Annotated in this window: 18 protein-coding genes; 15 read left to right on the top strand and 3 right to left on the bottom strand. The window is 68.1% G+C overall.

Going from position 1 to position 20,167, the window contains the following annotated elements:
• Nucleotides 1-54 precede the first annotated feature (54 nt).
• Together pknB and CQ045_RS13725 are read right to left on the bottom strand one after the other, a co-directional pair.
• Nucleotides 55-2,001: a Stk1 family PASTA domain-containing Ser/Thr kinase gene (pknB, locus tag CQ045_RS13730; protein WP_105724610.1), complete on the bottom strand. Its 1,947-nt coding sequence runs from the start codon at nt 1,999-2,001 to the stop codon at nt 55-57.
• A 76-nt stretch (nt 2,002-2,077) separates the two neighbouring features.
• Nucleotides 2,078-3,265 carry a LysM peptidoglycan-binding domain-containing protein gene (locus CQ045_RS13725; RefSeq protein ID WP_105724608.1) on the bottom strand — a complete coding sequence of 396 codons (1,188 nt, stop codon included), beginning with the start codon at nt 3,263-3,265 and terminating at the stop codon, nt 2,078-2,080.
• A 121-nt stretch (nt 3,266-3,386) separates the two neighbouring features.
• Here CQ045_RS13725 and CQ045_RS13720 point away from each other — a divergent pair, with 121 nt between their 5' ends.
• Complete coding sequence (locus CQ045_RS13720) at nt 3,387-3,755, top strand: Rv2175c family DNA-binding protein (protein WP_374955026.1); 369 nt, start codon at nt 3,387-3,389, stop codon at nt 3,753-3,755.
• A gap of 12 nt (nt 3,756-3,767) precedes the next feature.
• Here the strand turns inward: CQ045_RS13720 and CQ045_RS13715 are convergent, their stop codons facing one another.
• Nucleotides 3,768-4,856: a polyprenyl synthetase family protein gene (locus CQ045_RS13715; protein ID WP_258131066.1), complete on the bottom strand. Its 1,089-nt coding sequence runs from the start codon at nt 4,854-4,856 to the stop codon at nt 3,768-3,770.
• Nucleotides 4,857-4,953: 97 nt separating this feature from the next.
• On the opposite strand from CQ045_RS13715, the gene CQ045_RS13710 reads away from it, so the two are divergent.
• The 14 genes from CQ045_RS13710 (at nt 4,954) to CQ045_RS13645 (ending at nt 20,138) form a co-directional block, all read left to right on the top strand.
• Complete coding sequence (locus tag CQ045_RS13710; protein ID WP_105724604.1) at nt 4,954-5,328, top strand: DUF3040 domain-containing protein; 375 nt, start codon at nt 4,954-4,956, stop codon at nt 5,326-5,328.
• A gap of 264 nt (nt 5,329-5,592) precedes the next feature.
• Nucleotides 5,593-6,024 carry a division/cell wall cluster transcriptional repressor MraZ gene (gene mraZ / locus CQ045_RS13705; protein WP_028501511.1) on the top strand — a complete coding sequence of 144 codons (432 nt, stop codon included), beginning with the start codon at nt 5,593-5,595 and terminating at the stop codon, nt 6,022-6,024.
• 102 nt (nt 6,025-6,126) lie between these two features.
• Nucleotides 6,127-7,065, top strand: coding sequence for a 16S rRNA (cytosine(1402)-N(4))-methyltransferase RsmH (gene rsmH / locus CQ045_RS13700; RefSeq protein ID WP_105724602.1), 939 nt, complete (start codon nt 6,127-6,129; stop codon nt 7,063-7,065).
• Nucleotides 7,062-7,622 carry a hypothetical protein gene (locus CQ045_RS13695; RefSeq protein WP_105724600.1) on the top strand — a complete coding sequence of 187 codons (561 nt, stop codon included), beginning with the start codon at nt 7,062-7,064 and terminating at the stop codon, nt 7,620-7,622. Before rsmH ends, CQ045_RS13695 begins: the two co-directional genes overlap by 4 nt.
• Before the next feature lie 28 nt (nt 7,623-7,650).
• Entirely contained in the window at nt 7,651-9,420 is a 1,770-nt protein-coding gene (locus CQ045_RS13690; RefSeq protein WP_105724598.1) for a penicillin-binding protein 2, read from the top strand.
• Nucleotides 9,421-9,447: 27 nt separating this feature from the next.
• Nucleotides 9,448-10,860, top strand: a complete 1,413-nt coding sequence (gene murF, locus CQ045_RS13685; RefSeq protein ID WP_105724597.1) for a UDP-N-acetylmuramoyl-tripeptide--D-alanyl-D-alanine ligase — start codon at nt 9,448-9,450, stop codon at nt 10,858-10,860.
• Nucleotides 10,857-11,963 carry a phospho-N-acetylmuramoyl-pentapeptide-transferase gene (gene mraY, locus CQ045_RS13680; RefSeq protein WP_105724595.1) on the top strand — a complete coding sequence of 369 codons (1,107 nt, stop codon included), beginning with the start codon at nt 10,857-10,859 and terminating at the stop codon, nt 11,961-11,963. The genes murF and mraY overlap by 4 nt, the downstream gene beginning before the upstream one ends.
• Nucleotides 11,953-13,488 (top strand): UDP-N-acetylmuramoyl-L-alanine--D-glutamate ligase, encoded by a 1,536-nt coding sequence (murD, locus tag CQ045_RS13675; protein WP_105724593.1) that lies wholly within the window; start codon nt 11,953-11,955, stop codon nt 13,486-13,488. Before mraY ends, murD begins: the two co-directional genes overlap by 11 nt.
• Nucleotides 13,457-14,662, top strand: a complete 1,206-nt coding sequence (gene ftsW / locus CQ045_RS13670; RefSeq protein ID WP_105724592.1) for a putative lipid II flippase FtsW — start codon at nt 13,457-13,459, stop codon at nt 14,660-14,662. The genes murD and ftsW overlap by 32 nt, the downstream gene beginning before the upstream one ends.
• Complete coding sequence (locus CQ045_RS13665; protein ID WP_105724590.1) at nt 14,659-15,735, top strand: glycosyltransferase; 1,077 nt, start codon at nt 14,659-14,661, stop codon at nt 15,733-15,735. The genes ftsW and CQ045_RS13665 overlap by 4 nt, the downstream gene beginning before the upstream one ends.
• A gap of 40 nt (nt 15,736-15,775) precedes the next feature.
• On the top strand, nt 15,776-17,176 hold the full coding sequence (gene murC, locus CQ045_RS13660; RefSeq protein WP_105724588.1) for a UDP-N-acetylmuramate--L-alanine ligase: 1,401 nt from the start codon (nt 15,776-15,778) through the stop codon (nt 17,174-17,176).
• Between the two features lie 3 nt (nt 17,177-17,179).
• Nucleotides 17,180-18,127: an FtsQ-type POTRA domain-containing protein gene (locus CQ045_RS13655; RefSeq protein WP_105724586.1), complete on the top strand. Its 948-nt coding sequence runs from the start codon at nt 17,180-17,182 to the stop codon at nt 18,125-18,127.
• Nucleotides 18,128-18,291: 164 nt separating this feature from the next.
• Entirely contained in the window at nt 18,292-19,434 is a 1,143-nt protein-coding gene (ftsZ, locus tag CQ045_RS13650) for a cell division protein FtsZ (protein ID WP_105724584.1), read from the top strand.
• On the top strand, nt 19,431-20,138 hold the full coding sequence (locus tag CQ045_RS13645; protein WP_105724582.1) for a YggS family pyridoxal phosphate-dependent enzyme: 708 nt from the start codon (nt 19,431-19,433) through the stop codon (nt 20,136-20,138). Before ftsZ ends, CQ045_RS13645 begins: the two co-directional genes overlap by 4 nt.
• Nucleotides 20,139-20,167 lie beyond the last annotated feature (29 nt).

Raw genomic sequence — 20,167 nt, 5'->3', positions numbered from 1 at the left:
AGGCCGCCCTCCCGAATCCTCGGGAGGGCGGCCTTCGTGAGGGGACCGTGCGGTTCAGCCGGCCAGCTGGATCGACAGGTTCACCGTGCCGCCGCGGGGGAGTGACTTGTCCGAGCCGGGATCCTGGCCGGTGACCGTGGCCATCTCTCCGAATCCGGGCAGGTCGCCCCACGCGGCATACGTCGACTTGAAGCCGTTGTCGGTGAGGATCTGCTTGGCCTCATTCAGGGTCCTGCCCGTGACATCGGGCACAGGGAAGAGCTCGGGGCCCTTCGAGACGATGAGCTGCACGCTGTCGCCCGGGCGCCAGTTGCCCTGCTCCGCTCGGTCCGCGACTCCGATGACGAGGTCCTTGGCGACGCTCTCGCTGAATGCGTACTGGGGCTCGTCCGTGACGAGGAGACCCTTGTCGGTGAGAGTGCTCCGCGCCTCATCGACGGACATCTCGGACACGTCGGGGAAGGCCCCGGCGGAGACGTACAACTCCACCGAGTCGTCCTCGAAGATCTCGCAGCCGTCGCCGCAGGGATACGCCTCGCTGCCGTCTCGCGGGGTGACGTACGCGTTGATGACGATGTCGGCATCGGCATCGGAGAACAGGATGAGCGACTCCTCATCGACATTGACGTTGAGGCTGGCCAAGTAGGCGCGAGCGTCATCCTCGGTGCGACCGTTCAGCGCCTCGAGCGTGTGATTCGCGGGACCGGCGGAGACGATCACCGTGACCGGATCGCCCTTGTCGAGGCGCGTCCCTTCGCCGGGGTCGGTCTCGATCACCGTGCCCTTCTCGATGTCGACGGAGAACTCATCTTTCTGCGTCGGGACGAAGCCTGCTTCCGTGAGTACGGACGCGGCCTGGTCATATGTGCTCCCCGCGACGCCGGGGACGGCGACGAGAGATCCGGGACCGGAGCCGAACCACCAGCCGACACCGCCGGCGAGCACGGCCAGCAGAAGCACGAGCGTGAGCAGGAAAGCACCTCGCGCGCGGCGCTTCGACGCCCGTCGACGCAGGAGAGTCGCGTTGTCGACCGCTGCGGGAACAGGTGCGGTCGGGTCGGAGATGACCATGGTGCCCGGCATCACCTTGGTGAGGTCGCCGGAGTCGGCGTTGCTGTGCTGCGGAGCAGTGGCCCGGGCGGCGGTCGGCGTGACGCCGAGGTCGCGCTCGATCTCGCGCAGTCGCTCCAGCATCTGCTGCGCGTCGTCCGGGCGTTCGTCAGGGGACTTCTCGGTCGCCCAGAGCACGAGTTCGTCGAGCTGCTCCGGGACGGCCGGGTTGCGGACGCTCGGGCGCGGAACCGACTCGGTGGCGTGCTGGAAGGCGATCTGCATCGGCTGCTCGCCCTTGTACGGCTGTTCGCCGACCAGCATCTCGTACAGCATGATCCCGAGCGCATAGATGTCGCTGCGGGCGTCGGCGGTGCCGCGGGTGACGAGTTCGGGCGCGAGATATGCGATCGTGCCGAGCAGCTGCTGTCCGGTGGCCGTGTTCGCGGTCGTCGCTCTGGCCAGGCCGAAGTCGCCGATCTTGATGCGGCCGTCTTCCGCCAGGAGCACGTTCTCGGGCTTGACGTCGCGATGCACGATGCCCGCCCGGTGCGCAGCGGAGAGGCCCGCGAGGATCGCATCCATGATCGTGATGGTCTGCGGGATCGTCAGGCGCTTCTGCTCGCGGAGGAGCTCACGTAGCGTGATTCCGGGCAGGTACTCCATCACGAGGTAGGCGAGCTCGCCGTCCTGCCCCTGATCGAAGACGTTGACGACATGCGGGTCCGCCAACCGCGCGGCCGCACGGGCCTCCTGGATGAACCGGCTCTGGAACGCGGAGTCGTCGCTGAGATGGGCGTGCATCACCTTGAGGGCGATGCGGCGCTCGAGTCGGAGGTCCGTCGCCACGTACACCGTGGCCATGCCCCCGCGGGCGATGCGGGCGCGCACGCGGTAGCGGCCGTCGACAAGCCGCCCGATGAGGGGGTCGGCCTGCTGATTGGTCGTCACGACAGAAGTCTAGAGAGAACTGCCTGAAAGCTCCGGGAACGGCTCACCCCTGGCGCCTTCGGGTTTTCCGAGAAGGTCACCCGTAGAGCCCGAGCCACGCGTAGGCCTGGGTCTCCCACTGCCCGTATTTGTCGGGGTAGGCGGAGATCTGAACGGCCTGGGCTGCTGCCGTGAACGACATGCTCTCCCAGCCGGGGATGTCGAGCAGCCCTCGCGTCATCTGGCCGTTCGGATCGCCCTGTCCGCCATAGAACACCCGGGTGCTCCGGTCGGGATCCATGATCTGGGCGGGGGTTCCCCACCCGGTGCTCGGACGCTGCTGGAAGATGCCGAGGGAGTCGCGATCGCCCCAGTCGAGGTTGCGCAGCCCTGATTCCACCATGCCGGTCGCGAGCGCGAGGGCGATGGCCCGATCGGAGACCCCGAGCTCACGGCCGATGCGGATGATGAGTGCGGCATTGGCGGCCTGCTCCGTGCTGAGAGCCGCGCTCTGCTGGCCGCCGGTCGATGACGGCGCGGGCGCGGGCGCGGGTGTGCCGTGCACGGCGAGCTGTTGGCCGGGGTAGATGATCGACGAGGGGCCGAGACCGTTCAGGGCGAAAAGCGTCTGCGTCGTCGTGCCGTACTTCTGGGCGATGCCGAAGACCGTGTCGCCTGCGACGACGGTATGCGTCGTTGCGGTTGCGGTTGCGGGTGCGGGTGCGGGTGCGGGTGCGGGTGCCGCTGCGGCCGCCGGCGGAGCGACGGCTCCGGAGACGACCAGGCTCTGACCGGGGAAGATGATCGAGGCGCGCGTCAGTCCGTTCGCGGTGAGCACGGCGTCGACCGTGGTCCCGTACCGCTGCGCGATGGCGTACACGGTGTCTCCGGCGACGACCTGGTGGGTCGCGGCGACCGGGGCAGGTGCGGGTGCGACCGCAGGTGCCGCCGCGGGGGCTGTCGCGTGGAGGCTCAGAGTCTGTCCGGGATAGATCACCGAACGCCAGGAAAGGCCGTTCCAGGTCAGGACGTCGACCGTGCGCAGACCGAACCGTGCGGCGATCGCCGAGACCGTGTCGCCCGGCTGCACCGCATAGTTCGACGGCGGGGCCTGTGCGGGCACCACTCGGGCGGGAACGACGCGTTGCCGTTCGACCGGAGCGGTCTCCTGGATGGACGCGTTCGCCGGCGCTGCAGCCAACGTGGTCGCGAGGGCTCCGAGCACTGCTGCAGGCACTCCGAGTTGCAGCTGTCGCGTTCGACGCATGGCGGTCTTGAGTGTCAAGGCGTGCCCCCTTTTCGAGCACTTCACGCTGACACGGATGTAAACAGAAGTCAACAGGAGTGGCGCAAGTGACGGATGTGACTGGTGGGTCGACATGCGAGGCCCGTACGAAGGTGAGATAGTGGGCAACGTGTCTGAGAACGTTGCTGGAACCCCTGCCGCCGCTGCCGTCGAGTGGCTGACGATGCCCGACCTCGTCGAGGCGCTGGATGAGCCCCTCGGCCGAGTACGCCGTCTGATCGACGACCACTACCTGGTCGGCTCCCGGCGTACGGGTGTCTTCGCCGTGCCCGGCATCTTCATCGTCGATGGGCACCCGCTGAGCTCGCTGCGCGGAACGATCATCGTCCTGCAGGACGCCGGCTTCTCCGACGACGAGCTGATCGATTGGCTGCTCGCCGAAGAGGAGAGCCTCGGCCGCTCGCCGATCGACGCGCTGCTCGCGGGACACAAGAGCGCGGTCCGCCGCCTCGCGCGCACGCTCGCCTGAGACGAGCCCGCTTCAGGCGGCGCGCACCGTCGCTGCTCGAGCGAGCTCGCGCAGCTCCCCGACCGCGGCGTTGTCGAGACGAGCGCCCGACAGGGCCCGGTCGGCTTCGCGCGCGTAGTCGGCGATCATCGCCTCCACCTGATCCAACGCACCGGATCCGGTGATCGTGGCCTGCAGGAACGACACCTGCTGTGCTGTCAGATCCGGGTCTCCGAGCATCTCATCCAGAAGACTCCTCGCAGACGCGTCCAGAGACTGCCGGGTGAGGGCGACGAGAACGGTGCGCTTGCCCTCTCGAAGATCATCCCCGGCCGGCTTGCCCGTGACGGACGCATCGCCGAAGACCCCGAGCACGTCGTCGCGGAGTTGGAAGGCCATGCCGATCGGGTGGCCGAAGCGCCGCAGCGCCGCCGTCTGATCCGCCTGGGCGCCGGCGAGGGCGGCACCCAGGATCAGCGGCTGCTCGATGCTGTACCGGGCGGATTTGAGCGACGCCACGCGCAATGCTCGTTCGGCGTGGAGGCGACCGTCGTTGACGCTCCAGGCCGACTCCTCGGCGATGTCGAGGAACTGGCCCGTGGTCACATCGCGGCGCATCCTGGCGTATTCGGAACGCACGTCGCGGGCGTGCGCGAGCCCCTCGAGGGCGGACTCGAGCAGATCGTCGCTCCAGGCGACGAGGAGGTCGCCGAGCAGGATGGCGGAGGCACGACCGAAGGCCTCAGCGTCTCCTGACCATGCCGCTGCGCGGTGCGAGGCCTCGAGTGCGCGGTGCGCCGCCGGGCGACCGCGGCGGGTGTCCGAGTTGTCGATCAGATCGTCATGGACGAGCGCGGCCGACTGGAAGATCTCCAGGGCGGTGCAGATGTCCCAGAGAGCATCCGTCTCCGTCGCTGCGCGATCGCTGAAGCGGGCGACAGCGCGCCACCCGGCGTGACAGAACCGGGCGCGCAACCGCTTCCCGCCGTCGAGGGTTCTTGCGGCGGCATCCAGGAACGCTTCGGCATCCGGGCCGTAGTCCGAGGATTCATCGCGCACTCTCGCGAGGAAGCGGTCCAATCGTGCGGCGACGGCGTCAGGGACGGGGGAGGAGGACGGCACGACTCCCAGCATACGTAAAGCAAGGGGAGGTCGAACTGCTAGCCGCGGACGCCTCGGCGCGCGTAGAATGGAAGGCACGATACCCGAGGGGGACGAAATGCCACTCTCCGAACAGGAGCAGCGTCTGCTCGACGAGATGGAACGCCATCTCCTCCACAACGACGCCGACGTCGTGAGCGCGCCGTCCGGCGATCGCGCATTGAGCTACCGAAATCTCGTCTACGGCGCACTCCTCCTGCTCGCCGGTGTCGGCGGCCTGGTCGCCGGCGTCATCCTCGGCGGCGTGTGGGGCATCGTGGTGGGCGTCGTCGGTTTCGCCGCGATGCTCGCCGGTGTCATGGTCGCGGTCACCCCGGTGCGCCGGGTGAGCCCGGTGGAGTCTCGCGAGCGCCCCGCGCCCAAGCGGCAGGATTCCGCTTCGTTCATGGATCGCATGAACGATCGATGGGATCGCCGCCAAGACGGTCACTGACCCCTTCACGACTTCGCAAGAGAAGCCCGGATGCTGAGCATCCGGGCTTCTCTCGTTAACGAGCGACGCGCAGGGGTCTCGTCAGGCCTTCGCTGAGTCCTCCACCACGCCTCCACTCTCCTCCACCGCGGAATCACGCGGTTCTTCGACGCGCCAGGTGAGCCTTCAGCCGTGATTCCGCGGATTGATCGTAGGAATGTGGAGGAAAGTGGAGTAAAGTGGGGCGCACCTCGAGTTGGCCGGACGCAGAGGGGGTGATGGCCGATGTTGCTGGGTACGCACTCACCCAAGCTGGACGACAAAGGACGGGTCATCCTTCCTGCGAAGTTCCGCGAGGACCTCGGCGGCGGAATCGTCGTCACCCGCGGGCAGGAGCGCTGCCTCTATGTGTTCAGCACGGCCGAGTTCGAGGCGATGCACGAGCGGATCCGTCAGGCTCCGCTCGCCAACAAGCAGGCGCGTGACTTCATGCGCCTGTTCCTCTCCGGTGCGAGTGCGGAGATGCCAGACAGCCAGAACCGCATCACCATCCCTGTGCACCTGCGTCAGTACGCAGGACTGCAGAAGGAGCTCATCGTCACCGGAGTCGGCGCCCACGCCGAGATCTGGGATGCCGAGAGCTGGAACGCCTACCTCGCCGCCGGCGAGGAGACCTACTCCGACCTCGAGCAGGAGGTGATTCCGGGACTCTTCTGACCACGGCTGTGATGCCCCGCCGCTCCCGCCCCGACACACTTCCCCGGTGCCGGGTCGAGAAGCGGAGGGGGATCAGAGCCGAAGGTCACCCCGAGAAAGATCATGAACCTCCGAGACATTCACACCCCAGTACTGCTCGACCGATGCGTCGAGCTGCTCGCCCCCGCCCTCAAGGCGGACGGGGCGGTGCTCGTCGATGCCACTCTCGGCATGGGCGGTCACTCGGAGGCGCTGCTCGAGCGTTTTCCGAATATCCGCCTGATCGGACTCGACCGCGACACCGACGCACTGCGCATCGCGGGCGAGCGGCTGGCCCGCTTCAGGGATCGCCTCACTCTCGTGCACACGGTCTACGACGAGATCGGGCTGCACGCTCAGGGAGCATCCGGGATCCTCTTCGACCTCGGTGTCTCCTCGCTCCAGCTGGATGAAGCCGAGCGTGGTTTCGCGTACTCCAAGGATGCCCCGCTCGACATGCGGATGGATCAGACGAAGGGCGTCACCGCCGCCGACGTGATCGCGACGTACAGCGAAGGGAATCTTCGCCGTATCTTCGAACGGTACGGCGAAGAGAAGCTCGCAGGCCGCTACGCGCGATTCATCATCGAGGCCCGCCAGAAGCAGCCGATCACCCGTTCCGGGGAGCTGGTGGAGATACTCATCGCCGCAACTCCCGCCGCGGCGCAGCGCGCAGGGCACCCGGCGAAGCGCGTGTTCCAGGCACTCCGGATCGAGGTGAACACCGAGCTCAACGTGCTCGCCGACGCGATTCCCGCTGCGATGGAAGCACTCGGAGTCGGCGGCCGCATCGTGGTGATGTCCTACCAGTCGCTCGAAGACCGCCTGGTCAAGCAGGCGTTCGCCGCAGCCGCAGCCTCGACGGCCCCGGCCGGTCTCCCCGTCGAACTCCCTGAGCACGCTCCGCGTTTCCGCATCCTCACCAAGGGCGCCGAACTCGCCGCTGACGACGAACGCGCACGGAACCCCCGTGCGATCCCGGTGCGCCTGCGCGCCGCCGAGAAGCTGCGGGAGAGCGCATGAGCCTGAATGCCGCAGTCCGCAAACCGGCGCAGCCGGTCGCACCGGCACGCGAACCTCAGCGGCGGCTGCAGCCGGTCAACCGCCCCGCCGCACGTCGCAAGCCCAAGCTCGCGTACGCCCTCATCGCTCTGGGCGGAGCGCTCGCGATCGGAGCGGCCCAGGTCGGGCTGTCCCTTGCCATCACCCAGGACTCGTTCACTCTCGCCGGCCTCTCGTCCCAGCAGCGTGAGCTGAACCTGCGCACGCACGCGCTGCAGGAGGAGCTCACCGGCTTGAGCTCGCCGCAGGTGCTCGCGAGCAGCGCCGCCGGTCTGGGGATGGTGGTGGCCGGCTCGCCCTCGTACCTCCGTCTCAGCGATGGCGCCGTCTTCGGCACGGGAGCCGGAGCGGACTGGAACTCGACGGTCAACCCCGACGGCGCCGGCGCGGTGAGCAATGCGTTGATCGTCGACCCACCGCCTCCGGCGACGGCGACGGAAGACGAGGCCACCGATCAGCCGGCGCAAGACCTTCCGCCGGCGATCACCGACGGGCTGCCGAGCCCCACCACGCATTGACCGCACACACGATCGACGGAGAGATCCCATGACGACACGAGCCACCCGCGGACCGCGGCGACGCACCGTCGTCGCCCTCGCGGTCATCCTCTCCGTGCTGGCGGCCTTCGTCGTGCGACTGGTCGACATCCAGGTCGTGAGCGCGGACGAGCACGTCTCCCAATCGCTCGAGCATCTCGGTGCCGGCTCTTCCATCCCCGGCCAGCGCGGTTCGATCGTCGATTCCGCCGGGACGGTGCTCGCTTCCAGCGTGCTCGTCTACGACGCGCAGCTCAGCCCGCAGGTGATCATGCTGGTCGAGGAGAAGGATCCCGAGCTGCCGTGGGCGGAGGCATCGGACAAGATCGCCGCGATCACCGGGCAGACCGGAGACGAGGTGCGGGCGCTGGTGTCCAACGCACTCGCCGAGAACCCGGACAGTCAGTATGTGGAGCTGAAGCGCGGTCTGAACACCGAGCAGTACATCAAGCTCCGTGAGCTCGGAATCTCTTCGTACCTGAGCATGCCGTCGCGCGAGACGCGGGTGTACCCGAACGGTGCGGTCGCCGGCAACATCCTCGGGTTCCTCGACAACTCGGGCGAAGCGCAGGCCGGAGTCGAACAGCTGGACGACGCGTGCCTCGCGCCCATCGACGGCGAGGAGACCTACCGCAAGGGCAAGGACGGGGTCGTGATCCCGGGAAGCGAACGCACGGTCGAAGCCGTCGACGGCGGTTCCGTGCAGCTGACGATCAACAGCGATCTCAACTGGTACCTGCAGCAGATGATCGCCGAAGAGGCGCAGAAGCAGGGTGCCAAGGGCGGAACGGTCACCGTGGTCGAGGTGAAGACGGGGAAGATCCGCGCGGCCGCCGAGTGGCCGGCGCTGGACCCCAACGACCTCGACGCCTCCACGCCGGCGACCAGGGCCAGCCAGATCTTCCACCATGACTTCGAACCGGGTTCCACGTTCAAGGCGATCACCGCTGCCGCCGCCATCGAAGGCGCCGGTCTGACACCGCTGAGCACGGTGAGCGCCGCCTCCCGCGAGAAGTTCCCGAACGGTGCGGTGGTCAACGACGCGTTCAGCCACCCGGCCTACAACTACACGCTCGCCGGTGGCCTCATCGACTCCTCGAACGTGGCGCTGTCGAAGTTCGGAACCATGGTCGCTCCCGAGGTGCGCTACGACTACCTCGAGAGGTTCGGCGTCGGCGAGAAGACGCTCGACTTCCCCTCCGAGGTCGGCGGCATCCTGCATCCGGTCAGCGACTGGGACAGCCAGTCCCTCTACACGACGACCTTCGGCCAGTACTTCACCGTCACGGCGGCACAGCTCGCGGGGGCCTATCAGGCGATCGCGAACGGGGGCGAGAAGATCGACATCTCACTGGTCGAGTCGTGCACCGGTTCGGACGGCAGCGTCACCACCCCGAAGGCCCCGAAGCACGAGCAGATCGTCACCGAGCAGACGGCCGCCGAGCTCACACGGATGCTCGAGAACGTGGCCGTGCAGGGCGGCAACGCCGATCGCATCCAGGTTCCCGGGTACCGGGTCACGAGCAAGACGGGTACGGCGCAGGTCTCGGACGGCAACGGCGGCTACAAGGCGGGGGTCTACTACACCAGCATGGTGGGCTTCGCTCCGGTCGACGATCCGCAGTACGTCGTCGTGGTCACCCTGGATGAGCCGACTAAGGTTGTATCGTCCGCGGCCACCGCATCCGCCTTCCAGAAGGCGATGACGCAGGTGATGAAGACCTATCGCGTGATGCCGTCCTCTGTCCCGATGGACGAGCTCCTTCCCAAGTTCGGATAGTCGGCGAGAGCCGCGCATGGAGATGAAATGATCGCCCTGACGCTCGCTGAGATCGCCGCCGCTGTCGGTGGTGAACTGCGTGTGGCCGGAGAGGACACGACGGAGACGGTGGTCGACGGTCTCGTCGACACCGATTCCCGCACGATGGCCCCCGGATCGATCTTCGTCGCGAAGCCCGGAGCCGAGACCGACGGACATCGCTTCGTGGGATCGGCCGTGGAGGCGGGAGCCGTGCTCGCCATCGTCGAGCACATGGTCGACGTGCGCGTCAGCCAGATCATCGTCTCGGATGCGGTCGCGGCACTCGGAGACCTCGCCCGCGAGGTGGTCGCGCGCGTCCGTGCCGGCGGTGCACTCCGGATCGTGGGCATAACGGGGTCGAACGGCAAGACCACCACCAAGAACTTCCTCGCACGCATCCTCGAGGGCGAGGGTGAGACCGTCGCCCCGATCAAGTCCTTCAACAACGAGGTCGGCGCTCCGGTCACCATGCTGCGAGTGACCGAGCGCACCCGTTTCCTCGTGAGCGAGTTCGGGGCGGCCGCGCCCGGGAGCATCGCGCACCTCGCAGGCCTCGTCGAGCCCGACGTCGCGGTCGTGCTCATGGTCGGCATGGCCCACGCCGGAGGCTTCGGGGGGATCGAGGCGACCGCGAAGGCGAAGGCCGAGCTCGTGGCTGCGGCCCGCGTGCCCGGAACGGCCGTGCTCAACGTCGACGACCCCCGCGTCGCCGGAATGCGGGAACTCGCGAACGAGCGTGGCCTTCAGGTCATCGGTTTCGGACAGGGGCCGGCGGCTGACGTGCGCGCGAGCGACATCACTGTGTCGGCATCCGGCACATCCTGCCTCATCGCCGCAGGAGGCGAGCAGCTTCCCCTGCGCCTCCGCGTGCTCGGCGCCCACCATGTCTCGAACGCGCTGGCCGCGATCGCTGCGGCGCTCGTGCTCGGCGTCGCTCCCGCCGACGCGGTCGCGCGCCTGGAGACGGTGGAGATCGCCGAGCGGTGGCGCATGCAGCCTCTGGGCAGCGACCGGGTGCGCATCATCAACGACGCCTACAACGCCAGCCCGGACTCGATGGCTGCCGCGCTGCGCACGCTCGCGCAGATCACTGGCCCGGAGGAGCGCACCGTCGCGGTCCTCGGTGCCATGAGCGAACTCGGAGAGAGTGCGGGGGAGGAGCACGACCGGATCGGGCTGCTCGCCGTGCGACTCAACATCCAGCGGATCGTCGTGGTCGGTCCCGAGGCGAGAAGGCTCTATCTCGCGGCCGTCGGCGAAGGCTCCTGGGACAGTGAGGCCATCCACCTGCCCGACCAGGAGGCAGCCTTCGAGTACCTCCGCACCGAGCTCCGCGACGGCGACCGCGTGCTCGTGAAGTCATCCAATTCCGTGGGCCTCCGGCATCTCGGCGATCGTCTGGGAGAATTGTTCTCGTGAGGTCACTCATCATGGCGGCGGCGATCTCGCTCGCCTTCACCCTGTTCCTGACTCCCGTCTTCCTCCGGCTCTTCCGGAAGTGGGGCTGGGGGCAGGTCATCCGCACCCCGGAGTCCGTTCACAATCCGAGCCATGAGGCGAAGCGGGGCACCCCCACGATGGGCGGGGTCATCTTCATCGTCGGGTCCATCGTCGGCTACTTCACCGGCGTCTTCGTCAGCGGCGAGGTTCCGGCGCTGTCGGCGATCCTGGTGATCTGGCTGATGGTCGGATTCGGCGCCGTCGGCTTCATCGACGACTACATGAAGGTGCGCAGCCAGCGCAGTCTCGGACTCTCCGGCTGGCGGAAGGTCATCGGCCAGCTGCTAGTCATCATCCCGTTCGGCATCGTCGCGCTGAGCTTTCCGAACAAGTGGGGGCAGACGCCCGCGAGCGCCTCGATCTCGTTGTTCCGCGACATCACCTGGCTCAATCTGTTCGCGTTCGGGGTGATCCTGGGCTGGATCCTCTACCTCGCATGGATCTCGATCATCGGCGTCGCCACCTCGAACAGCGTCAACCTCACCGACGGTCTCGACGGCCTCGCCGCCGGCGCGGGTGTCATCGTCGTGGGCGCTTACAGCGTGATCGCCTTCTGGCAGTTCAAGCAGCCCTGCATCGGAGGCGACCCCGACGCCCTCGGCGGATGCTACGAGGTGCGTGATCCGTTCAACCTGGCGATCATCGCCGCCTCGGTCGCAGCCAGCCTCATCGGATTCCTCTGGTGGAACGCGCCCAAGGCGAAGGTCTTCATGGGAGACGTCGGTTCGATGGCGATCGGCGGCGTCATCACCGCGATGGCGATCCTCACCCGCACCGAGCTTCTCCTGCTCGTGATCGCCGGTGTATTCGTCCTGTCGTCCGGTTCCGTCATCCTGCAGCGCGCCTACTTCAAGATCACTCGCGGCAAGCGCCTGTTCCTCATGAGCCCGTTCCACCACCACCTCGAGATGCGGGGCTGGTCCGAGGTCACGATCGTCGTCCGGATGTGGATCATCGCTGGCCTGCTCGCGGTTTCCGCCGTCGGACTCTTCTACGTCGAATGGCTCACACGTGTCGGCTGAGCGACTCCGCGGCCTGACCAGCTGGAACGCCGACTGGAGTGGCCTGCGCGTCGCCGTCCTCGGCCTCTCGATGACCGGCTTCTCGGTGGCGGACACCCTGACCGAGCTCGGCGCCGATGTGCTGGTGCTCAGCGAATCCGCCGACGAGGAATACGAGCGTCTGCTCCCGGTGATCGGCGCCCGGCTCGAACTGGGCCCGCTCGCCGAGGTGCCGGCCGCTCTCGTCGACTTCGCGCCCGAAGTCGTGATCGCCTCGCCGGGGTTCGCCCCGTCCCACCCGGTGATCCGCTGGGCCCAGGACGCGGACATCGCGATCTGGGGCGACGTGGAGCTCGCCTGGCGGGTGCGTGACAAGGTCGTCCGTGCCGACGGCACTCCGGCGGACTGGGTGCTCATCACCGGGACGAACGGCAAGACGACCACGACCCAGCTGACGGCCACCCTCTTGGTCGAGGGCGGGCTCCGGGCAGCCCCGTGCGGCAACATCGGCGTGCCGGTGCTCGACGCGGTGCGTGACCCGGCCGGGTTCGACGTCCTCGTCGTCGAGCTCTCGAGCCATCAGCTCTGGTACCTCGGTCAGTCCCGGCCCGAGGGCGAGCTGTTCCCGTACGCCTCGGTGTGCCTCAACCTCGCCGACGACCATCTTGTCTGGCACGGAAGCGCCCAGGCGTACCGCGACGCGAAGGCCGTGGTGTATCGCAACACCCGCGTCGCCTGCGTCTACAACAAGGCCGATGAAGCCACTCGGGTCATGGTCGAGGAGGCGGAGGTCGTCGAAGGCGCCAGGGCGATCGGCTTCGACCTCGGCATCCCGGGGCCGAGCGACATCGGCGTGGTGGAGGGACTGATCGTCGATCGCGCCTTCCTCGACGATCGTGCGCGCAGCGCCCTCGAGCTGACGACGATCGCAGACCTCGCCGAGGTGGGCCTCGTGGCGCCGCACATCGTGCAGAACATCCTCGCGGCGTCCGCCCTGGCGCGGTCGCTCGGCATCGAGCCGGAGGCGATCCACACAGCGCTGAAGTCGTTCCGGCTCGATGCCCACCGCATCCAGGTCATCGCCCGCCATGCGGGCGTCGTCTGGATCGACGATTCCAAGGCCACGAACCCCCACGCCGCCGCGTCGTCGCTGCGAGCGTACCCGGGAGCCGTGTGGGTGGTCGGCGGCGATCTGAAGGGCGTCGACATCGCCGATCTCGTCGCGGATGTCGGCGGAACAGCCCGCGCGGCCGTCGTGATCGGAGTCGAGCGCGCCGCGGTGGTCGCGGCATTCCGACGACACGCGCCCGCGGTGCCGGTGTTCGAGGTGGAAGCTGACGAGACTGGACAAGTCATGAACCGTGTCGTGGAGATCGCGGCGGGGATCGTCGACGGCGAGGGCACGGTTCTGCTGGCCCCGGCGGCGGCATCCTTCGACCAGTTCTCCAGTTACTCGGATCGGGGCCATCGCTTCGCCGAGGCGGTGCGGAACTGGATCGACCGGGGGAGCGCCGATGACGCAGGTGTCCCGCCCTCCGCGCTCTGAGTCCGGCGGTCTCGCGGCCAGGGTCTCGCTCGGGCGCCGGTTCACCCCGGTGTCGACGGAGTTCCTGCTCATCGCCTCGACCGCGCTGCTGCTCACTCTGTTCGGTCTGGTCATGGTGCTGTCGGCGACGAGCGCGACGGCCGTCTCCCGGGGCGTGAACCCCATGGACGGTGTGCTCCGTCAGGGCGTGTTCGCCCTTCTCGGCATCCCGTTGATGTTCCTGATCAGCCGCCTCCCGATCGCGTTCCTGAAGAAGATGGCGTGGCCGGCTCTGTTCGGCGCGGTCGCCCTGCAGATGCTCGTGTTCACGCCGCTCGGCATTGAAGACGGTGGAAACCGGAACTGGGTCAAGATCGCCGGCTTCACGCTGCAGCCGTCCGAGTTCCTCAAGCTCGCGCTCGCGCTGTGGATCGCGGCCGTGCTGCTGCGCAAGCGCACGATGCTCGGCACCTGGCATCACGTGTTCATCCCCGTGATCCCGGTCGGCGCGCTCGCGATCGGCACGGTGCTTGCGGGCAAGGACCTCGGCACCGCGATGGTGCTGGTCCTCATCCTCTTGGGCTGCCTGTTCTTCTCCGGGGTCAAGCTCCGTCTGTTCATCATCCCGGTGGTACTGGGCGTCGTCGCCGTGCTCGCGTATGCGCTGTCGAGCGAGGACCGGATGCGGCGCATCACGGCCACCTGCGACAACATGGCGCTGTACTACACCGACTGCTACCAGTCGATCCACGGGATCTGGGGGATGGCCACCGGCGGGATCTTCGGACTGGGACTCGGCAACTCCCAGGAGAAGTACGGGTGGCTGCCTGCTGCGGGCAATGACTTCATCTTCGCGATCGTGGGGGAGGAGCTGGGCCTGATCGGATGCATCGTGGTGCTCGCTCTGTTCACGTTCTTCACGGTCGGCGCGTTCCACATCATCCGGAAGACGCCGGATCCCTTCATCCGGGTCGCCGCAGGTGGCATCACGGTGTGGATCGTCGGCCAGGCGGTGCTGAACATCGGCGTCGTCATCGGCCTGTTCCCCGTGATGGGAGTCCCGCTCCCGTTCATGTCCCAGGGCGGCACGGCCCTGCTCGCCGTGCTCATCGCGTGCGGCGTGCTCCTCGCCTTCGCGCGCACGATCCCCGTGACCGAGAAGCAGTCAGCCGAGCGGGGTAGGGTCGCCAAGTGACCTCGTATCTCCTCGCCGGCGGTGGCACCGCCGGTCATGTGAACCCCCTGCTCGCCGTCGCGGATGCGCTTCGCGAGCGCGACGCCGACGCCTCCGTTCTCGTGCTCGGCACCGCCGAGGGGCTGGAGTCCCGTCTCGTTCCGGAACGAGGCTACGAACTGCTCATCGTCGACAAGGTCCCCTTCCCCCGCCGACCGAACCGTCAGGCCCTCGCATTCCCGGGCCGGTTCCGCCGAGCCATCTCTCAGGTGCGTGAGCACATCCGTCGGCACTCCGTCGATGTCGTCGTCGGATTCGGCGGATACGCGTCGGCACCGGCCTACGTGGCGGCGCGGCGGGAAGGCGTGCCGTTCGTCGTGCACGAGGCCAACGCGAAGCCGGGATTGGCGAACGTGCTCGGCGCTCGTCGAGCCGCGGCCGTGGGCGTCGCGTTCGAGGGCACTCCGCTGCGCGGCAGCGTGGTGGTCGGCATGCCCCTGCGCCAGGAAGTGATCACGCTCGACCGCACCGCGTCCCGCGCGGAGGCGGCCGAGTACTTCGGGCTCGATGCCGAACGGCCCGTTCTCCTCGTCTTCGGCGGCTCGCTCGGCGCGCAGCGACTCAACGAGGCTCTGGCCGATTCCTGGCAGGACGTCCTGGCTGCCGGGTGGCAGCTGTTGCACGTGACGGGTGAGCGCAGTGATCTCGCCGATCCGGGGGCCCCCGGATACGCCCTGCGCCGTTACATCGACCGGATGGATCTCGCGTTCGCCCTCGCGGATCTGATCGTGTCCCGGTCCGGGTCGGCGACCGTGAGCGAGATCAGCGCCCTGGGCATCCCCGCGCTGTACGTGCCGTATTCGGTGGGCAACGGCGAGCAGCGTCTGAACGCGGCGTCGGCCGTCGCCGCCGGAGCGGCTGAGCTCCTCGACGACGCGACCTTCGACGGCGACGCCGTCAGACGTCTGGTCGTCCCTCTGCTCAGCGACCGCGAGCGGATCGCGCGGATGGCAGCGGCGGCCGAGACGGCAGGTACCCGCTCCGGCACCGAGAACGTGATCACCCTCATCGACCGCGCGCTCGACGCGGCCTGACGCGGTCGAAGACACCGAAGAAAAGTAGACTGAACCGGACATGATCAGACCCGACCTCTCCCTCCCCATTCCCGAGACGATCACCTCCGCGCACTTCATCGGCATCGGCGGATCCGGCATGAGCGGCCTCGCGAAGATGTTCCTCGACGCCGGCATTCGTGTCTCCGGCAGCGACCGCGCCGACAGCGACAATCTGCGTGCGCTGGCTGCAGCGGGAGCGACCGTGCACGTGGGCCACGATGCGGCCCATCTCGGCGACGCCGACACCGTCGTCCACACCGGCGCGATCTGGCCGGAGAATCCCGAGTTCGTCACCGCGAAGGCGCGCGGACTCCACGTCATCCACCGCTCGCAGGCCCTGCACTGGCTGATCGGCTCCCGCCGGCTGGTCTCCGTCGCCGGAGCGCATGGCAAGACCACTTCGACCGGCATGATCGTCACCGCGCTTCGCGACCTCGGTGCCGACCCGCACTTCGTCAACGGCGGTGTGATCGAGCAGCTCGGCACATCGAGTGCGACGGGCACGGGAGATCTGTTCGTGGTCGAGGCCGATGAGTCCGACGGCACCTTCCTGCTCTACGACACCGCGGTGGCGCTGATCACCAACGTCGATCCCGACCACCTGGATCACTACGGATCCGACGAGGCCTTCCATCGGGCCTTCGTGCAGTTCGCCGACGCGGCGACGGAAGCGGTCGTGATCTCCAGCGACGACCCCGGTGCGCTCCGCGTCAGGGCCGACCTCTCCCACGGGAACGTGGTCACGTTCGGCCAGGCGGAGTTCGCCGACGTGCGAGTCACCGACATCGTCGCATCCGGCCCCGTCGCGGCGACCATCACGCACGAGGGCGACCAGGCGCGGATGCAGCTCGCGGTGCCCGGGGTGCACAACGCGATCAACGCGGCGGGAGCCGTCGCGGTCCTGCGCTCCCTGGGCTACCCGCTCGTCGATGCCGTGCGCGCCGTCGAGGGGTTCGCCGGCACCGTGCGTCGGCTGGAGCAGCACGGTGTCGAGCGCGGAGTGACGGTGTACGACGACTACTCCCACCACCCGACCGAGGTGCGTGCCGCTCTCGAGGCGATGCGCAGCATCGCGGGTTCGGGGCGGATCATCGCCATCCAGCAGCCTCACACGTACTCCCGCACGCAGCACATGTACCAGGAGTTCGCCGACGTCCTCGAGGAGTTCGCGGACCACACGGTGATGCTCGATGTATACGGTGCGCGCGAGGATCCCGTCCCCGGAGTCACGGGAGAGCTGGTGAGCGGTGCCTTCCGCGACCCGTCCCACGTGCACTACGTCGTGGACTGGCAGCAGGCCGCCGACTACACCGCCACGGTTGCGCGTGACGGTGACTTCGTCGTCACGCTCGGTTGTGGCAACGTCTACCAGATCATCCCGCAGGTTCTCGACTCGCTGCGTCGGACCGACGAGGCGTAGTCGATGCGCCGGCCTGCACCGCTTCCGACCGCCCCGGACACCCCGGGCGAGAAGGATGCCGCGCCGGGGGAGAAGAGCCGCCAGCGGCGACGCGATGCCGGTGCCGTGGAGGACCTGGCAGGGCCGGACGAGGGGCTGCCCGGCACATCGGCCGCCGTCGGCTTCCCGGAGAGCGTCGCGACCGACGACCCGCAGCCGACATCGACCAGGGACGTGTGGCGGGCGGCGCGCGCCAGACGCAAGGCGCTTCGGGCGGAGATCCGCCGATTCACGCAGCGTTCGCGACGGCGGAGGATCATCTGGCTGAGCAGTATGGGCGCCTTCGTGCTGTTGATCGGCGGAAGTGTCGCGGCCGCTTACAGCCCCCTCTTCGCCGTCGAGAAGATCACGATCGCGGGTGCCTCCACGCTCGACCCCGCGACGATCGAGGCGGCGCTCGGCGAGCAGATCGGCACACCCCTCGCGCTCGTCGACACCAGCGAGGTGAAGGCCGCGTTGCTGGCCTTCCCGCTCATCGAGACCTATTCCCTCGAAGCGCGACCACCGCACGACCTCACTGTGCGCATCGTGGAGCGCACCCCTGTCGGCGTGATCCGCTCGAATGCCGGGTACACGCTGGTGGACGCGGCCGGCGTCGCTCTCTCGACCACATCGGACCAGCCCGCCGGACAGCCGGTGATCGACGTCGAAGGGGGCGTGGACTCGGCGGCGTTTCGCAGCGCGGGTCTTGTGGTCCGGTCGTTGCCTCCGGACGTCCGAGCCGTGCTGACCGGTGTCGTCGCGACCACCGCGGACGATGTGACTCTGACTCTCAGCAGCGGGCTCACCGTGGTCTGGGGGAGCGCGGACGACTCCGCCTTCAAGGCCGTCACCCTCTCGGCGACCATGGCCGCCCATCCGGACGCCGGGTCGATCGACGTCACTTCTCCCGACGTGGCCGTCGTCGGCTGACGGCTTTCGCGGGGAATGGCGCGACACGCCCATGTCTTTGCGCGCGCGCGGGCAGGCGGCGCTTACCGTCGATCAAAGAGAACGCAATACCGGGAAATACTTTACACCTCTAGTTGAGGTTTAAGGTTCACCCACTTCCAGGCTCGAATAATCGGAGGCCGGCCATGAGCCAGAACCAGAACTACCTCGCCGTGATCAAGGTCGTCGGCGTCGGCGGTGGCGGCGTCAACGCCGTGAACCGCATGATCGATCTCGGTCTCCGAGGAGTCGAGTTCATCGCCGTGAACACCGACGCGCAGGCGCTGCTCATGAGCGACGCCGACGTGAAGCTCGACGTGGGCCGCGAGCTCACCCGCGGGCTCGGTGCCGGAGCGGATCCGGAGGTGGGTCGCCGCGCTGCGGAGGACCACGCCGAGGAGATCGAGCAGGCCCTGACCGGCGCCGACATGGTCTTCGTGACGGCCGGCGAGGGCGGCGGCACCGGAACCGGTGGTGCGCCCGTGGTGGCTCGCATCGCGAAGTCCATCGGCGCCCTCACCATCGGTGTCGTGACCAAGCCGTTCTCGTTCGAGGGTCGCCGCCGCCAGAGCCAGGCGGAGGCGGGCGTCGCCAAGCTCAAGGAAGAGGTCGACACCCTCATCGTGGTGCCGAACGACCGTCTCCTGGAGATCAGTGACCGCGGCATCTCGATGATCGAGGCGTTCGCGACGGCAGACCAGGTGCTCCTCGCCGGTGTGCAGGGCATCACTGACCTCATCACGACCCCGGGTCTCATCAACCTCGACTTCGCCGACGTGAAGTCGGTCATGCAGGGCGCGGGCTCCGCGCTCATGGGTATCGGGTCCGCGCGCGGTGCGGACCGTGCGATCAAGGCGGCAGAGCTGGCCGTGGAATCGCCTCTCCTGGAGGCGAGCATCGAGGGTGCGCACGGTGTGCTGCTCTCGATCCAGGGTGGCTCGAACCTCGGCATCTTCGAGATCCACGACGCCGCAGACCTCGTGAAGGAAGCGGCGCACCCCGAGGCCAACATCATCTTCGGTACCGTCATCGACGACACCCTCGGCGACGAGGTGCGGGTGACCGTCATCGCCGCAGGCTTCGACGGCGGAGAGCCGTCCCTGCGACTGGACCCGATGGTCGTCTCGCGTCCGTCGACGGCATCGCTTCCCGAGGTCGCCCTCACGGACGAGGCGGAGTCGGCCAGCGAGCCGGCCCAGCCCGAGCCCGTGCAGCAGCGCGTTCCGGCGACCAGCATCGAGCCGGCCTTCGCAGACGACGACATCGACATCCCCGAATTCCTGAAGTGACCTCGCCGGTCGACGCCCCCGCGCCTTCCGGTTTGGCAGCGCGGCTGTCGGCGATCGATGAACGGATCGCCGCGGCCGCGCAGTCGGCCGGTCGAGACCCCGAGGAGATCACCCGAATCGTGGTGACGAAGTTCCACCCGGCATCCCTGGTGCAGGAGCTGCACGGGCTCGGCGTGCGGGACGTCGGGGAGAACCGTCAGCAGGAACTGTCGGCCAAGGAGGGGGAGCTCGAGGCTCTCGATCTGCGCTGGCACTTCATCGGGCAGGGCCAGACCAACAAGGCGGCGGCGATCCGGCGAAGCGCGGATGTCGTCCACTCGGTCGATCGCGACCGTTTCGCGGACGCCTTGCACAAGGCGGCGGACGACGATGATCTGCTCGACGTCCTCGTGCAGATCAACCTCACCGACGACCAGGGGCGAGGAGGGGTCGTGCCCGCTGACGCGGTCGCGCTCGCGGAGCACGTTCTGGATCTCCCGTCGCTGCGTCTGCGCGGTGTGATGGCCGTCGCACCCCTGGATGAGGAGCCCGCCTCCGCATTCGCACGTCTGCGCGACGTCGCGGACGCCATCCGTGGCGTGGAACCTTCCGCGTCCTGGATCTCCGCCGGGATGACCGGCGACTTCGTCGAGGCGATCGCCGCCGGCGCGACACACCTGCGGATCGGCTCCGCAATCACCGGCCCCCGGCCCGACCGGGGTTAACCTGTGAAAAGACCAGCCCGACACGTTCG

Origin of the sequence: Microbacterium sp. MYb66 (assembly GCF_002979435.1) — a bacterium.
Classification (GTDB): Bacteria; Actinomycetota; Actinomycetes; order Actinomycetales; family Microbacteriaceae; genus Microbacterium.
This window is presented reverse-complemented; position numbering and strand designations above follow the sequence as displayed.

Excerpts from the sequence above, each read along its gene's own strand:
- murF (WP_105724597.1), top strand. The coding sequence starts at position 9,448 with ATGATCGCCCTGACGCTCGCTGAGATCGCCGCCGCTGTCGGTGGTGAA.
- mraZ (WP_028501511.1), top strand. The coding sequence starts at position 5,593 with ATGTTGCTGGGTACGCACTCACCCAAGCTGGACGACAAAGGACGGGTC.
- CQ045_RS13695 (WP_105724600.1), top strand. The coding sequence starts at position 7,062 with ATGAGCCTGAATGCCGCAGTCCGCAAACCGGCGCAGCCGGTCGCACCG.
- CQ045_RS13690 (WP_105724598.1), top strand. The coding sequence starts at position 7,651 with ATGACGACACGAGCCACCCGCGGACCGCGGCGACGCACCGTCGTCGCC.
- rsmH (WP_105724602.1), top strand. The coding sequence starts at position 6,127 with ATGAACCTCCGAGACATTCACACCCCAGTACTGCTCGACCGATGCGTC.
- CQ045_RS13655 (WP_105724586.1), top strand. The coding sequence starts at position 17,180 with ATGCGCCGGCCTGCACCGCTTCCGACCGCCCCGGACACCCCGGGCGAG.
- CQ045_RS13710 (WP_105724604.1), top strand. The coding sequence starts at position 4,954 with ATGCCACTCTCCGAACAGGAGCAGCGTCTGCTCGACGAGATGGAACGC.
- murC (WP_105724588.1), top strand. The coding sequence starts at position 15,776 with ATGATCAGACCCGACCTCTCCCTCCCCATTCCCGAGACGATCACCTCC.
- ftsW (WP_105724592.1), top strand. The coding sequence starts at position 13,457 with ATGACGCAGGTGTCCCGCCCTCCGCGCTCTGAGTCCGGCGGTCTCGCG.
- ftsZ (WP_105724584.1), top strand. The coding sequence starts at position 18,292 with ATGAGCCAGAACCAGAACTACCTCGCCGTGATCAAGGTCGTCGGCGTC.